Origin of the sequence: Gluconacetobacter johannae, from assembly GCF_014174305.1 — a bacterium.
Taxonomy (GTDB): domain Bacteria; phylum Pseudomonadota; class Alphaproteobacteria; order Acetobacterales; family Acetobacteraceae; genus Gluconacetobacter; species Gluconacetobacter johannae.
On sequence record NZ_JABEQH010000025.1, the window covers coordinates 1 to 15,420 of the forward strand.

Here is a 15,420-nt window from a genome sequence, read left to right on the forward strand (position 1 = left end):
GTCGCCATTACCGCCATCATGCGAAAACTCATCGTTCTCGCCAACGCGCTGTTGCGGGACAACCGCCTCTGGACGCCAAAAGCCGCTTGATCACAACGGATACTCTCAGGGCTCTTCTCACCTATGTCGATCGGATGCTCGCGTCAGACCTTCGCTCAGAAAAGACCGTCATCACATATAATCAAGGCCGGCATCCGCCTCAACGCGATCGTTCTCATGCACGTCGGACTTTTTCATCCTCGGGATCGGGGGCCTGGCTATATCGGCACGCCGTTTCTTATCGCGGCTTCCTCCCTCGGACTAAGGCTGAACTCTTTCTTAATCTCAGACCTTTGGTCATCGGCGGCCCTTTCGGATATCGTGATGGCAACCTGGTCTGTTGGGGCAGGGACGGGGGCCGCGTCCATGTGCTCGGCGCTCTCTTTTACGTATTGTTGGAACTCCCATTATTTCCAGATTTGTGTTTTTGGTCCGAGATCTGGAATAACTGATCAAGCAGGTTGCTCTCATCCGTCCGTTTCGCCGAAACCGGATCGAGAGCGGACGTGGCCGAGGCGACGGTGCTGGCCGATCCATCGCTTCCAGACGCCGACTCGACAGCCCCGTTGCTGTCGCCGACGATCATCGCGGAGGAAACGGTTGCGAACTCGATTGTACCGTCGGGCTCCTCAGTCATGACATCGGGCCTTGTGAATTACCCGAGTTCTGGACGAACTGCGCGACCAAGCTAGCCGCCTCAGAGGTCGATTCCCCATCAGTCGATTTTCCTGCAGCCGTATAGAGGGCAGACAGAGACATCGTGGAGACATCGACCTGAAACTGAAAATTCCCCAAAACGGCGCCTGGTTCATCGGTCACAGGCGTTCCATTAATCGTCGTCCCCGCACTGATAACACAACTCCGCTGTCCGTGGACAGCAGAACGGCGGGCCCGTAATTGTCATATTCTTTTGTTGAGGAGGAAAGACTTGCGGACAGTGTGGACCTGTCGCCGGAGGTTTCCGTCACGGTCGTATTCGAGGAGACAGCCGCAGTCGGTTTCTCCGATGCGTCCAGCATAAAAGCTGCCTCTATCCCCCGAGCCCAGGCATCGTATCCACTTCTCCCCCGATACCGAAGTTCCCATGTCCTTCCTCCTAGCCCTATACTTCGCTTGTATTATTGTCCATCGCTTTGTCAAGGCAGCATAAGAAAATTGCAGGTAGGCGCTCATGCAGTTCATGCATAAATCATATTCGAACCTGATGTTTGTAACGCGTTGCATGTATTGAGGTAGACATGGAAATATAAACTGTCTTTATATGGTACAACGTTAGGTTGTTCGGAAGGAACTGAAGATCATGACGGTGACAGCGTCCTATAACGAAGATGCGGATTTTTGGGGTTTGCCGACCTTGCCGGCAAATATAGGTCTCACAATGGTCAACGCAAATGGATATAGTGGGTTAATAACCCTTACGGCGACCACAAGCACATACGATGCCGGTGACTATGATGTTGGCGGGTCCAGGTATTGGATGGGGTCACTCTGGCTTGGCGGCATTACAGCTCCCAGCAGCACTCAGAATGTGGAAATCAAGATAACGACAGATAATACAGATGTTGGCCTTTTCGAATATAGCCCTGGCGCTGGGAGTGCAGCCAACTATATTCTATTTCAAGGAAATAACGATAGCATTAGCATGTCCGACGCTGCCAGTGGCGGCGAGACTATGGACCTCTCAGGAACAACATTCGCGCAGTGGAATGGTTCGACTTGGATCACCTCCGGTGTCAAGGTCATCATTCATGGCACCGGCGGAAACGATACCTTCACGGGATCCAGCCAAAATAACTACTTGTATGAGGGGGCCGGGAATAGCGTCTTTAACCAAAGCGCTGGCAATGACATCATTTCGACACAGGCGACAAATGGCGGTAGCAATATCTATTACGCCAAAGATGCTCTAGCCGATTACGAGGGGGGCTATGTAGATTCCAACGGGAACTCCTACATGAACGATGGGGACGACTGGCTTCTCCAGGATACGGCAAATGGAAAGATTATCGAGTTGACCGATGTCGCTTCCGTGGGCATAGGCGGTACTACCTATTCGGCTTCAGTAGAGAATCCAGCTCAGGCGTGGACGACCGACGACTCGACATCATCTTCCGCTTCAGTCGAGGCCAGCAGCGCCCTGGCATCCATTGCAAGTGGAGCGGGATTGCACGCTTCGATGCTTGCCACTTCGGCGGTTAACGCCCTCAATGTCAGCGCATCAACCTCAACCACTACTGCAAGCACCATTCCTTCGAACGATGTCTCATATTCCAGCAGCAGTCTCGCGACGCTACTAGGAACCCACGACAATGTCGCATCGGGCGTTCTGACCGACGATAAATCCAGTCCCGCAGTTGTGGCATCGTAAATGGTCAATTTGTCAGTCCTGCCTGTCTCCTGTAGGGTAGGACTGGCTTTTTTCAGAAATAAATGAGAGTCGCCCTCCTCGTGGATTAGGAGCGTAAATGCTCCTGTCTGTCCGGGGAGGCTCCGATACTATGTCTCCTTCCTTGGAGTTTTTTCCGGCGGCTAAGGGGCATATAGTTCTTATTTAGGCGACTCGTGCCCCTCGCTGGTCGCCCCAGTGAGCGGTGCCGTCTAGAAGAAACTCCTGGGTGAGCGAGCTTTCGCGGCCTTTTGCAGTTATAGTAAAATTCTGACATTATCAGGCTACATACAGCATGGATGTTCTAGAGCATCTACCACTGCATCTGAAGAGGAGTTGGCCATCCCCACTCGAGACTGTCTTCGTAGCCCATTACCTGTAATCGCGATTCGTTCAATGCGCGGCTACACTAAGTGACGCGGCGCTATCGCTGATCGGTGCCGTTGGTGAACATTGTAGAGGACGATTTGTGGATTTAGCCGATCATGTGCTTGCTGCTGCCGACCAGAACCGGGATTTGGGTGAGGCACCCGGCAGGAATAACAACGATACATATGCAAGCCAGGGGGTAAAGGACACCCCTGCCCTGATTAGGTTGCGGGCGGTGATCGCCGCCGGCCGTTTCCATGGGCTGCAACTCGATGTGCTTGATTTCACGGCGGAGCCGGGTGAACAGTCGCCCTCGCCCGCCACTCTGGCCCGGTGGTTGAATGAACAGGGGGCGGTCGCCAAGGGAATGCGGATCGAGTGGCGGCACCTCGTCAGGATGCGCAACTCCCCGCCGATCGTGCTGATGTTCCGGGATGGCTCCGCCGCGCTGATGGTGAACGCGGAGGCGGAGCGCGGCGTCATCTGGCTGCGCGACCCGATGGCGGATGAAGCGGAGCCGCCGGTTCCCGTGGATGAAATGCGGCTGTCGGAGATCTGGAGTGGCGATATTCTCCTGATCAAGCGCCGGCAGGATCAGAGCGAGATCGATGCGCCGATCAATATGGCGTGGCTCGCCAGGATGGTGCTGCGCGAAAAGAAATCGCTGCGCGACATTACCCTCTCCTCTCTGACCCTGAGCGTCCTGCAGATCTTCCCACCCTTGGCGGTGATGCAGGTCATCGACCGCGTGGTGAACAACCACTCGATGGCGACGCTCGTCTCCATCGCGGCCATCGTGCTGATGCTTTCGTTTTACGAAATCGTGCTGTCCTTCGGGCGACGCGAACTGACTCTTATTCTGACGACACGGATCGATGCCAGAATATCACTTCATCTATTCAATCGCCTTCTGGCATTGCCGCTCGAATATTTTGAACAGCAGCAAGCAGGCAACATTATCGGCCGGGTGATGGCAATCTATAAGGTCCGGGACTTTATGACCGGGCGGCTCATGTCGACGTTCCTCGATATGTTCACCTTGGTGGTCGTCCTGCCTTTCCTCTTCTATCTCAGTTCGACCCTGGCATGGATGACAGTGGCGACCGCCGGGATGATCGGTCTGATTATCGCCGTATTCATGCGGCCTGTTGGTCGTATCTATGGCAAGCTCGTCAAGGCCGAGGCAGAGCGATCCTCGGTCATGTACGAAACCGTGGCCGGCATCCGGACGGTCAAGACACTGGCGCTCGAACCGGCCCGCAAGCAGGAATGGGATCGTCGCACCGCGGATGTCGTTCGTTGGAAGCTCTCCGTCGGACGCATCGCGAACTGGCCGACCACGCTGACCATGCCGCTGGAGATGTTCATCAATCGTGGCATCATCCTTGTGGGTGCCTATCTTGCGCTGACCAATGCCAGCACTGTCGGCGTCGGTGCGTTAGTCGCCTTTATGATGCTCGGGGGACGCGTCGCTGCGCCGTTGGTGGGCGTGGCGCGGCTGCTCGATGATCTGAATGAAGTGACGACCTCGCTTGCCGAAGCGGGTTCCGTGCTCAACCAGCCCACCGAGACGAAGGCGCTCACCGAAGGAATGCGCCCACCCATCAAGGGGGCGCTGTCGTTCACTGACGTGAACTTTACCTATCCGGGCTCCACGACAAAGGCCCTGAATGACGTCAGCTTCGCGCTTCCCGCCGGTACGATGCTCGGTCTGGTCGGTCGCTCCGGCTCCGGGAAGTCGACCATTACTCGCCTGCTGCAAGGCGTCAGCCGCTCTTACGAAGGCTATCTGAAACTGGACGGCGTCGATTTGCGCGAAATCAACCTGACTCATCTTCGCCGCTCCTTGGGCGTGGTACTTCAGGATAATTTCCTGTTTCGAGGTACGATACGCGACAATATCGCGGCTGGCCGTCCGGGGTTGACCATCGATGACGTGGTGCGGGCGGCACGGCTGGCCGGCGCCGAAGAGTTCATCGAGCGCCTCCCCGCTGGCTACGAGACATGGATCGAGGAAGGATCGACCAATATCTCCGGCGGCCAGCGCCAACGTCTCGCGATCGCCCGCGCTCTGATTTCGGATCCGAAATTGATGATCCTCGACGAGGCGACCTCCGCGCTCGATCCCGAGAGCGAAGCCCTCGTCAGCGCCAATATCGAGCGCATGGGCAAGGGACGCACGATGATCATCGTCTCCCACCGCCTGTCATCGCTGGTGAATTGCGACCAGATTCTTGTCATGGAGCACGGGCGGGTCGCGGATATCGGATCACACGAGGCATTGCTGGAGCGCTGTGCGATCTATCGCGCACTTTGGATGCAGCAGAACAGGCACACGGAACGTCGCTCCCGCGTCAGCCGCGCAAGCGAGGCCGAGTGCGTGGCAACGGTTGCAGAGGGAGACTGATCCTGAACACCCAGGACATCGCGCCGCCCAATGGCGGCAACAAGGACGACATCGGGAAACCGAAGGATTTTCTCGCTCGGGCCTCTGATCCGTTTGCCTTCGCCGACCTGCCGCCAGCGCTGCTCGAGTTTCATTCACCGACTGCCGCGCTCGTCAACATGCCGCCGACGCCAGCGGCACAATATGTCTCTTGGCTGATCGGGGCCCTGACCGCGAGCAGCATCGTATTTATGGCGGTGTTCCCTCTGAACCGGGTGGTGTCTACTACCGGCAAGATCATATCCACGCAGCAACCACTCGTCGTGCAGCCCTTCGAGACATCGATCATTCATAGCATCGACGTGCATGAAGGCGACCTCGTTCATAAGGGGCAGGTGCTGGCGCAACTCGATCCTACTATCAATGACGCCGACATCGCGGATCTGCGATCGCAGACCCAGAGCTACGGCGCCGAGGTCGCGCGTCTCTCCGCCGAAGCGCAGGGTCGGGACTACAAGCCGGATCCGAGCAATCCTGCGTCAATACAGCAGGCAGAGACATTTCTGCGCCGTAAGGCGGAGTTCGACGCCAAGATCAGCAACTATCAGGAACAGATCGCCTCCCAGACAGCCGATCTCCAGGGGGATCTGGCCAATGCGGCCATGTACGCGGCACGTGTCAAGGTCGCGAACGAAGTTAGTACGATGCGGGCACGCTTGCAGGCCGACCAGGTTGGAAGTCGACTCTCCACGCTGGGTGCCCAGAACGACCTGGTGGAAGTAACGCGGTCCGAGATCTTGGCGCAGCACGACGGCGCGTCTGCTCGAAGCAAACTGCAGGCGCTGGTCGCCGAGCGGCAAGGCTATATCGAAACGTGGAAGGCCGACATCTACCACGACCTGAGCGATGCCCAGCACAAGCTTTCCACGGCTGACAGCGACTATCAGAAAGCGAAGCTCCGTAAGAGCATGACCATCCTGAAGGCCCACGACGACGCCATCGTCTTGACGATTGCTAAACTGTCGACCGGATCCGTCATTACTACCGGCTCGGAACTGATGACGCTTGTTCCAATCGATAGCGGCCTCGAAGTCGAAACGCATCTGGGTGGCAAGGACGCAGGCTTTGTGCAGCCCGGCAACAAGGCGCTCCTCAAATTCGCGACGTTTCCCTACTCGCAATATGGCGGTGCCGAGGCAACCGTAAGTGAGATCAGTGCGGACGCGTTCGATGGTCAGACTGGACAAGGGCCGTCACCAAATTCGGAGAGGGCGACTGCTCAGAGTAGTGACCCTGCGAGTGCCGCGCAATCCTATTACCGCGTGCGCCTGCGCATCCAGCGTTACACACTGCATGGTGTCCCGTCGTTTTTTCACCCGCGTCCAGGCATGCCCGTCACAGCCGATATTCAGGTGGGTAAGCGCACGATTATGCAGTTCCTTCTGAATAGTTTAATGCCACTTATTGCCGATGGCATGAGAGAGCCGTGAAACGGATCTTCTGTTGTCTAGCGAATTCCAAACAGGGATGTCAGTCGTGTTTTCTCTCCGAAATCTCTTCGACGGGCACATGTACCTTTCGGGAAGTCTGTTGTACGAAAAAGGAAAACGCTATCTGGTATCGGACCAAATCGCTGATTGGACAAAGGCCGCGAAGTGCTTTTTGGGGGCCGCTAATAGAGGCAGATCGGAAGCCCAGTACCAGCTTGGACTCTGCTATTTTGAAGGCAAAGGGGTGCCGCGCAACCGGGTGCAGGCCCTATACAGGCTAACAGCAGCAGCCGACGCCGGGATTGCCGAGGCTATGGCTAAGCTTTCCTTTCTGTATCTCGAAGGGCTCCCCGACTTTGACGATGCCCCGCATGTCGCCCGGCTTATTAAAGATGAACGGCACGGCAGAAACAATGTTGACACCGACAAGGCTCTCTATTGGGCAAATAAGGCGATCGAGGGTGGCGCGACAGAAGGGCATGTCTGCCTTGGTTACATCTATTCTTTGGAGGGGTCGGTCTATAAAGATATCGGCTTGGCGATAGAGCATTATAGGGTCGCGATGGTGGCGGGAAGCCGCAAGGCAGGACTGGGTCTTGGACAAACGCTCCTACGGTTTCGGAGTGCGGACCTTCCTGCTCTCAAGGAGGCGGAAAAGGCGCTTCTTTTTGCCATGGAGGAGAAAAGTCCCGTTGCCGCATACCTTCTGGGTGGATTGTACGAAGTCGGATCCGGAGTGGAAAAGGACCTGTCCAGAAGCCGGGAACTATACCGGTTGGCCGCTGAAGGCGGCGTGATCAAAGCTATGGTGCGTTTAAGCACTCTTCTGCTCGACGGTCATGGCGGTCCCCAGAATCAGACAGATGGGGAAACCTGGTTGAGACGAGCGGCGCTCAAGGGGGACTGGGCGGCCTGCCGTCTTCTGGGCGAAATGTACGCCTCCAGACATCATGCCTATGAAATGAGGCGATGGTATGAAATTGGAGCCGGACATGGCGATCCGGTTTCGACCTTCAGGTTAGGAGGATCCATCGAGCGTCTGCAAGAGTCGGGCAGAATGTCCATCGACGCCGCAGAATGTTATCTACGGGCTCTGCAACATGGATATGAGCCGGCCGCACGCAAGTTGGCCGCGCTTGCGGCGGGCAGATCGAATCCAGTCGAATTCGAGAATCGCATCATGGCGCAGGTCAACGCTCTATCCGTCCAGGGTAATCCGTTAGCGCATCTTGTTTTGGCCTCTTGCATAAGATCTTCGAAGAACGGTGACATGGTTGTGGCCAGAGAACTACTCATCAAGGCCTCTCAAGCCGGAATCGTGGCGGCTCATTTTGCCGCGGGCCAGATGATCATGAAGGGTCTTGGAGGCAAGGCGGATGCAGAGCGGGCTCGCGAGTTTTTTTACAAAGCTGCAGAAGCCGGCCATATCAGCGCCATGTACGCACTGGGACTTCTTTATCAGAAGCGCGGGGGAATCGGGTCGAATATGGCACAGGCCGCGCTTTGGTATCGCCGGGCAGCATCCGGTGGTCATAAGCGTGCGCAACGCATGCTGGAGACCCTGCCTTTTACCGGCACCCTCCCAAGATATGGCCTTCAGAAGGCGGTTCAAATGATGCCAGATCAAAAGTTTCCAGGAGGGGTAAGCCCATTCCGGTATCTCCGATCAACACCGGAATCAACGCGAATATAGTCCGAATTCTGGACGCCATGTCTCGGCCGCAAGGTGCCGCCGAGAGCAGACTGGACATTCGGTCCGGGTAATTGGCTGAATCGAGTGGCCCGGAGCATCCGCGCCGCGATCTCTCGGGTTGAAGCATTCCTATTTCCGCATCGCCCCAGACAATGCAGAAAACATGATCTTTCCTCCGTCATGGATTTTTCCTTCAGAAACGAAGGGGGGGGCCTGCCCCCAACATGCTCAAAGGGCCTTCCGCGCGTCCCCACAAGCGCCTCGATAATCCCAGGCGAAAGCGAAAAACCGCCCTCAACTACCCGAAACAGACCCTATCTTGGTGCCTATGGGGCAGCGCCCTGAGGCTTGCGCGTTCAGCCGGGCCGGGAGCGGTTCAGGGCGTCGGCGGCCAGGAAGCCGGCGTAGACGCTGAGGAGGCACAGCAGGACGGACAGGCCCACATTCAGGGCGGCGCGTCCGGGGGCGCCGCCGCGCAGCAGGTCGAGGGTCTGCAGGCTGAAGGACGAGAAGGTCGTGTATCCGCCGCAGATGCCCACCATGAAGGCCAGGCGCGTCAGGTCCGACGCGGGGTGGCGGCCGGCGGCGATGGTCAGGGTGCCGAAAAAGGCGATGGCGAAGGAGCCGGTCGTGTTGATGAGGATCGTGCCCCACGGCAGCGTCTGGCTCCATCGCGCGGTCGCCAGCCCCACCCAGTAGCGGGCGATCGTGCCCAGGGCGCCGGCGGCCCCGATGACGAGGGTGGTCAGCAGTTTGTGAGGGTCCAAGACGCGGTCCTTTCCTCGCGGACGGGTGTTCAGTGCTGCATCCAGGTGGGAATGTCCCGGCGGTCCAGGATATGGGCGGTGACGCTGCCCAGCAGGCGGTCGTGCAGCCGGCCGTGCGCGAAGGCGCCCATGACGATCAGGTCGGACCCGTCGTCGCGCGCGGCGGCCAGGATCTGTTCGGCCGCGTCGATGGGTGCTGTGGGCGGCGCGGCGGGCGGCGTGGTCGGGGCCCGGCCCGGCGGCGCGCAGGTGAGCGGCAGCCCGGCCGGCGGCGGCGTGTCGGACTGGGCCAGCAGGGCGACATGCCCGGCCTGGCGCAGAAGGGCGTCGGCCGAGGCGAAGGCCCGGCGGCAGGGTTGGGTGTCCGTCCACGCCAGCAGGATGCGCGTGCCGACCGGACGGTTCCAGTCCGGCGGCACGAACAGCACCGGCCGGCCGGACTCGAACAGGGCGGCGCGGGTGGCGCGGCGCTTCTGGTCGCTGTCGTGGGGCTGGGGAAAGCCGATCACGATCAGCGCGGCGTCGCCGGCATAGCCCTCGATGATGCGCCCGACCGAAATTTCGGGGTCGAGCCAGTTGACTTCGACCGAAGGCGAAACCCGTCCGTCGGCCCGCGCGGCGGACAGCCAGGCGCGGAAACGGGTGTGCAGGTCGTCCGCCCAGCGGCGCTGGTCGTCGCGCAGCGCCGCCACGCGCCGTTCGGTCAGCATGTTCTCGGTGGGCAGGATGGTGTCCTGCGGCGGTTCGCGGGCGGCCAGCACGTCAAGCCGGGCGCCGCCGACGCGGTGCAGGATGTCGGCGGCGGCGACCAGCAGGCCCTGGGCATGTTCGGGCCGGTTGAGGACGACCAGGATTCCGTTCATCGGCGTGGCCTTTCTGGAAGGACGGTCGGGTTCTGCCCCCGCACCCGGCAGGGGCCTTGGCCCTTGCCACCCCCACGGTCAGGCCGTCAGGGGTTTTTCATAGACGCGGTGGCGCTTGCACGGTTCGGGCACGATGCGTTCGATCAGGCGGCGCATCGGCGTGTTGGTTTCCAGGATCCAGCCCAGTTCGATCATGCGATAGGGCAGGGTGCGGCCGCGGCGCATCAGTTCGCCGATAATCAGCGCCGGCAGGATGGCGCCCAGCGCCGTGCCTTCCAGGTCCTTGCTGACGCCCAGCAGGATGACGCGGGCCGAATGGAAGCGGTGGCGCAGCAGCCGCATGGCCAGCCGGGCCCAGCCGAGGGGCGAGGGGCCGCCGCCCAGGTCGCCCACGACGTCGTAGATGTTGGGCACCACCAGGGCCACCGCCACGGGCTCGCCCTTCTGTTCGATCAGCACGTAATGTTCGGGGCGCAGCAGGGGCTTCATCTGCGCGACCATGGTGGTGATGTCCTCGCGCGTCAGGTCGACGGCGCCCCAGCTTCGGCGCCAGGCGTCGTTGTACAGGCGGCGCAGGATCTCGGCGTCCTCGGCCAGGCGGCCCTTTCGCAGGCCCCGGGTGGTCACGCTGCCCAGCCGGCCTTCGCCCAGGCGCAGGCCCGACGGCAGGGGCAGCGCGGCCTCGGCTTCCGGCCCCATCTGCATCTGGTAGGCCACCACGTCCATCGCCTTGGCGAAGCCGCAGGCCTCGACCAGCGGGGGCAGCCAGTGCGGGTGCCAGGGCATGGCGATCATGGGGGGCATCTGCTGCCCTTCCACCATCAGCCCGTATTCGCCGTTGTAGTTCAGCAGGAACGGGCCGCGCGCCACGCTCGCCCCCTGGGCGCGCAGCCACGCGCAGGCGGCGTCGAGCAGGGGGGCCACGACGGCGATGTCGTCGATGGCGTCCAGCGCGCCGAAGAAGCCGATATTTTCGCCCTCGCGCGGGGCCACCAGGTCGTCGATCTGTGCCGAGACGCGGCCGACCGGCCGGCCGTCGCGCAGGGCCAGGAACAGGCGGGCGCGGCCGCGCCGGAAGAACGCGTTCTTCTTCGGGTCCACCAGGTCGCGCTGTTCCATATCCAGCGGCGGGACATATCCCGGCTGGCCGGCGTACAGCCGGCGCGGCAGGGTGACGAAGGCGGAAAGCAGGCGCCTGCCCTCGACGGGCACGACCGTGACGGGGGCCGGGCGGGCGGATGCTGGAAGGTGGGGTACTGGCGTGTCGGCGTCGGCGGACAGTGTGTCGGGGGCTGCAGACCGGGCAGAAGAACGTTCAACCTGCATGTATGAGTTCTGCCACCATCCCACTCTCGTGCCCGCCATCGCGCCCGCTTCTGCGGGTGTCGATATAACGGACGGGGGCAGAACATACAGCCCGAAAGGATGGAAAATGAAGCGTTATTTCCGGTAATATTCCGAAACGATCCTCACGGCCGGGCGCGGATGCGTGGCCGGATCATTCTTCGCCCAGCGCGCGGTCCAGCTCGTCCTGGTCCATCCGCGCGCTGTGGGCGGGGGTTGGGAAGGCGCCGGACTGGACCTCGTTCACATACTGGCGCAGGGCGGTCTCGATGGCGGCGCCGATGTCGGCGTAGCGGCGGGCGTGGCGGGGCGACTTGCCGTCGTACAGGCCCAGCACGTCGTGCCACACCTGCACCTGCCCGTCGCAGCCCGCGCCCGCGCCGATGCCGATCACCGGGATCCGCAGTCGCCGCGACACCGCCTCGGCCAGCGGGGCGGGCACCAGTTCCAGCACCAGGGCGAAGGCGCCGGCGGCCTCCAGCGCCAGGGCGTCGGCCAGCAGTTGCCGGGCCTCGGCCGCCTGCCGGGCCTGCACGCGCAGGCCCAGCGTGTGCTGCGCCTGGGGCGTCAGGCCCAGATGGCCCATCACCGGCACGCCCAGTTCGGTCAGGCGGCGGACGATGGGGACGATCGGCGCGCCGCCTTCCAGCTTCACGGCCTGGACCCCGGCCTGCTGCATCATGCGGCGGGCGGCGGCGATGGCGTCGGCCTCGGTCGCGTAGGTCAGGAAGGGCAGGTCGGCCACGACGAAGGCGCGGCCGGCGCCCCGCACCACCGCCGCCGCGTGGCGGATCATGTCGTCCAGCGTGACCGGCAGGGTGGTGTCGTGGCCATGGACGACCATGCCCAGCGAATCGCCGACCAGCACCACCGGCACGCCGGCGCGTTCGGCCAGCCGGGCCGAGGGGAAGTCGTAGGCCGTCAGCATGACGATTCGCTGGCCCGCCTGCTTCATGGCCTGGAGGTCGAAGAGCGTGGTTCGCATCGGAAGATCCGCCTTATGTCGTTGGGGGCGAAGGGAAGGCCGGGCGCTGCCCCTGGCCGATCGCGCGGCGCATGGCGCAGCGGCGGGGCAGGCCGTGCGCGGCTTCGTCGGCCAGGATGGCGCGCAGGCGCGGGGTCAGGGCGGCGTCGTCCAGCAGGGCGAAGCCCGCGCGGGCGTAGAACGGGGCGTTCCACGGCACGTCGCGGAAGGTGGTCAGCGTCAGGGCGGACAGGCCGTGGGTGGCGGCGTACTGCGCGGCGTGGTCCAGCAGGCGGCGGCCCAGGCCCTGTCCCTGCCGGTCGGCGCGGACCGACAGTTCCCGGATATGCAGGACGGGGAGCGGGCCGTCCCCGGCCGCCGTGCCGGCGGTCAGGAAGCCGGTGAGGCCGGTCGCATCCTCGCTCACCCAGCAGGTGCCCTGCGCGATCGCCTCCAGATGGCCGGCGGCGGGCATGACGTCGTGGCTGGCGATCCAGGCCAGGTCGGGCAGGGCCAGGAACGACGCGCCGGCCGAGCGTTCGACCGCGGGCAGGCCGGGCGCGTCCGACGGGCGGGCGGCGCGAAGGGTGGCCTGCGGCGGGGAAGGGACGCGCGTCATGCCAGGCGCAGCACGATGGCGCCGGTGGCGATCGCGGCGGTCAGGTGTTCTGGCGTCATGGGCCGGTATCCGTGGGGAACGAGGTCGGGGCGCCGGCGATCCCGTCCGGCGGTTCGGGTCCGGCATAGCGCTTTTGAGGCGGTTTCCCAATGGGCGGATAATAAGGAAGGCTTGGGCAACGCTCCTTGCCTTCAGGGCCTATTGCTCGGCTGTGGCGTCTGCTGCTGTCGCGCCATCCAGATTGCCCGGATTTCGGGGGCGTCAAGCCTGTGCGGGTCGGAGGGCTCAGGACTGGGACTGGGGCTGGGACTGGGGCTGGGGCGCGGGCGCCGGGGCCTGGCGGTGGCGTGCCGGACGGGGCGGGCGGGGGCTGGCTTGCGTGGTGCCGCATGGGACGCGGGTGCGGGCGGGCGCGGTTTCGGGGGGGCGGCGGCGGGCGGTGGTGGAAGGGCGGCGCGGAGGATGCGGGCGCAGGCGGAGGCCCCGCTGCTGCCGGGGGGGAGGGCCGGCAGCAGCGTCGGCGCCAGGGCGGCGAGGTTCGGACCGGTCGTCGTGGCCGGCGCGGTCTCGGCCCCCGGCAGGATCGCCGGGTTGGCCAGCGGGCCGGCGATGCGGGCGGTGTCGGGGGACGACACGGTCTGGGCGGCGTCCGGGGGTTTCGGGCTGGGGTGGGCGGGCTGGGTCGCCAGCGTGTCGTCCAGGGTGTCGCGGCGCAGGTCGGCGGCGCCCTGGCCCAGCGTGCGGCCGGCGTCGGTCTCCAGCAGGGTCGCGACCGACAGCAGGCCGTCGCGCAGCGGCAGGTCGGCGATGAGGCAGTGCGTGTCGGTCGGCTTCGGAAAGGCCAGCGCGGACAGGATCGGGTAGCTGATGGACGGGCCCAGCAGGGCGGGCAGCAGCGTGAACAGGTCGCCGCCGCGCTCCAGCGCCAGCGCCATGCGGCCGGTGCCGTGCGCCAGCAGGCCGGCCGCCGACAGCCCCGTGGCGTCGAGGCGCGCGTGGCCGCCGACGATGCCCCGGGCCGCCGGGAGGGTGATGCCGGTCGCCTCCGCGACCGCCTGCGCCACCTGCGCCAGGTCGAGGCGGGCGGTGTCGATGCGGAGTGTGGCCGTGACCCCGGCGTCGCCGGATGGGGTCAGGGCCATGGCCCCGGACAGCGTGCCGTCGTTCAGTGCGGCCGCCAGCCGGCGCAGGTCGAGCGCGCCGTCCTGCAGGGCGATGTCGGCCTCGAGCCGGTCCAGCCGGGTGGTGCGGCGGGTGACCTGCGCGGCGCGGTAGCGCAGGCGGGCGTCGATCGCGCGCAGCCGGGCGATGGGGAACGGCGCGGCGAACGACAGGTCGCGCAGCATGTCCGCCGGGTCGATCGCGGCCAGCAGCCCGGCCAGGTCCTCCAGGTCCACGCGGCCCGAGTGCAGGTCGGCGTCCAGGGCGGGCGCGCGGGCGTGGAGGTCGAGGCGCAGGGCGCCGTCGAGGTCGCTCGATCCCAGTTTGGCGCGCAGGTCGTCCAGACGCAGGGTGGCGCCGTCATACGCCACGGCGCCGGCGGCCGAATAGGCGGGCGTCGCGGGGATCGGCAGGCCGGTCAGCGGCGACAGCAGCGACAGGTCGGGGCCGGAGATGTGGCCGGACAGGTGGATGGATACGGGCGCGCCGGCCAGGGCCAGCGGATTGACGACGGCGCCCTCCAGCGCGGCCAGAGTGCGGCCGCCGTGCACCATCAGCGCGACCGGATAGGGGCGGTCGGAGCGGGCCAGCGCCAGGGGCGCGCCGCTGACGAGGTGCCCTTCGACCGGCCGGCCGTCGTAGGCGCCGTGCAGGTCGGCGACGATGCGGCCGCCCTCCGGGTTCCCGTCCTCGGGCGGGATGGTGTGGAGCGCCAGCATCAGCTCCACGTCGCGCCGGGCGTCGGTGACGTCCATCCGGCCGTTGGTGACGCGCAGGTCGCGGATGTCGGGCAGGGCCGGACGGCCGGGGGTGGGGGACGGCGCGCTGGCGGTGATGTTGTCGGCGCCGTCGGCGTGGCGCACGACGCTGATCCGGGGGGTATCGACGGCGACCAGGGGGAAGGACGCCCTGTGCCGGTGCAGGTAGGCCCAGAGGTCGAACCAGATGACGACCTGGCGCGCGGTGGCGAAGGGCCGGCCTTCGTCCTCGAACCCCCAGGGCTGCGCGATGGACAGGCCTTCGAGGGTGACGATGACGACGCGCCCCGGCCGGACATGCAGGTGGGCGATCGTGGTCTGGCGGTTCAGCAGGGCGGTGGCGCGGGATTCGATCAGCGGCACGAACCAGTCCCACGACCATGGCAGCAGCACCAGAATGCAGACCACCACCAGCACGGCCAGGTCCAGGACCCTGGCCAGGCGCGAGGGGGGCCGGCGCCATGGGGGCTTGCGCGACGGCCCCCCCCGGCCCCGCCGGGGCGGGGGCGCGATCCGAAGGTCGGCCGGCCGGGCGGGGCGTCTGGCGTGCATGTCCGCAGGGGAACGCAACGGGGCGCCGC

The 15,420-nt window shown here is 64.0% G+C and carries 11 protein-coding genes; 4 read left to right on the forward strand and 7 right to left on the reverse strand.

What is annotated here, in order from left to right:
• Positions 1–424 precede the first annotated feature (424 nt).
• Positions 425–676 carry a hypothetical protein gene (locus tag HLH21_RS15165; RefSeq protein ID WP_182944598.1) on the reverse strand — a complete coding sequence of 84 codons (252 nt, stop codon included), beginning with the start codon at positions 674–676 and terminating at the stop codon, positions 425–427.
• 663 nt (positions 677–1,339) lie between these two features.
• Between HLH21_RS15165 and HLH21_RS15170 the strand changes: the two genes are divergently transcribed.
• The 4 genes from HLH21_RS15170 to HLH21_RS15185 all read left to right on the forward strand — a co-directional run bounded on the left by HLH21_RS15170 (position 1,340) and on the right by HLH21_RS15185 (position 8,363).
• Positions 1,340–2,407, forward strand: a complete 1,068-nt coding sequence (locus HLH21_RS15170) for a hemolysin-type calcium-binding protein (protein ID WP_182944599.1) — start codon at positions 1,340–1,342, stop codon at positions 2,405–2,407.
• Positions 2,408–2,894: 487 nt separating this feature from the next.
• Complete coding sequence (locus HLH21_RS15175; protein WP_373319591.1) at positions 2,895–5,201, forward strand: peptidase domain-containing ABC transporter; 2,307 nt, start codon at positions 2,895–2,897, stop codon at positions 5,199–5,201.
• 50 nt (positions 5,202–5,251) lie between these two features.
• Positions 5,252–6,670 (forward strand): HlyD family type I secretion periplasmic adaptor subunit, encoded by a 1,419-nt coding sequence (locus HLH21_RS15180; protein ID WP_182944637.1) that lies wholly within the window; start codon positions 5,252–5,254, stop codon positions 6,668–6,670.
• 13 nt (positions 6,671–6,683) lie between these two features.
• Positions 6,684–8,363, forward strand: a complete 1,680-nt coding sequence (locus HLH21_RS15185) for a tetratricopeptide repeat protein (RefSeq protein ID WP_246379845.1) — start codon at positions 6,684–6,686, stop codon at positions 8,361–8,363.
• Positions 8,364–8,719: 356 nt separating this feature from the next.
• Here HLH21_RS15185 and HLH21_RS15190 read toward each other — a convergent pair whose 3' ends face one another.
• The 6 genes from HLH21_RS15190 to HLH21_RS15215 all read right to left on the reverse strand — a co-directional run bounded on the left by HLH21_RS15190 (position 8,720) and on the right by HLH21_RS15215 (position 15,391).
• A complete protein-coding gene (locus HLH21_RS15190; protein ID WP_246379847.1) occupies positions 8,720–9,130 on the reverse strand; it encodes a CrcB family protein in 411 nt (136 codons plus the stop codon).
• Between the two features lie 29 nt (positions 9,131–9,159).
• Positions 9,160–9,993: a universal stress protein gene (locus tag HLH21_RS15195; RefSeq protein WP_182944600.1), complete on the reverse strand. Its 834-nt coding sequence runs from the start codon at positions 9,991–9,993 to the stop codon at positions 9,160–9,162.
• A 78-nt stretch (positions 9,994–10,071) separates the two neighbouring features.
• Positions 10,072–11,319, reverse strand: coding sequence for a GNAT family N-acetyltransferase (locus tag HLH21_RS15200; RefSeq protein WP_246379850.1), 1,248 nt, complete (start codon positions 11,317–11,319; stop codon positions 10,072–10,074).
• A gap of 172 nt (positions 11,320–11,491) precedes the next feature.
• Positions 11,492–12,322, reverse strand: a complete 831-nt coding sequence (gene panB / locus HLH21_RS15205) for a 3-methyl-2-oxobutanoate hydroxymethyltransferase (RefSeq protein ID WP_182944601.1) — start codon at positions 12,320–12,322, stop codon at positions 11,492–11,494.
• Positions 12,323–12,335: 13 nt separating this feature from the next.
• Positions 12,336–12,920: a GNAT family N-acetyltransferase gene (locus HLH21_RS15210; RefSeq protein ID WP_182944602.1), complete on the reverse strand. Its 585-nt coding sequence runs from the start codon at positions 12,918–12,920 to the stop codon at positions 12,336–12,338.
• 191 nt (positions 12,921–13,111) lie between these two features.
• Positions 13,112–15,391 (reverse strand): AsmA family protein, encoded by a 2,280-nt coding sequence (locus tag HLH21_RS15215; protein ID WP_182944603.1) that lies wholly within the window; start codon positions 15,389–15,391, stop codon positions 13,112–13,114.
• Positions 15,392–15,420 lie beyond the last annotated feature (29 nt).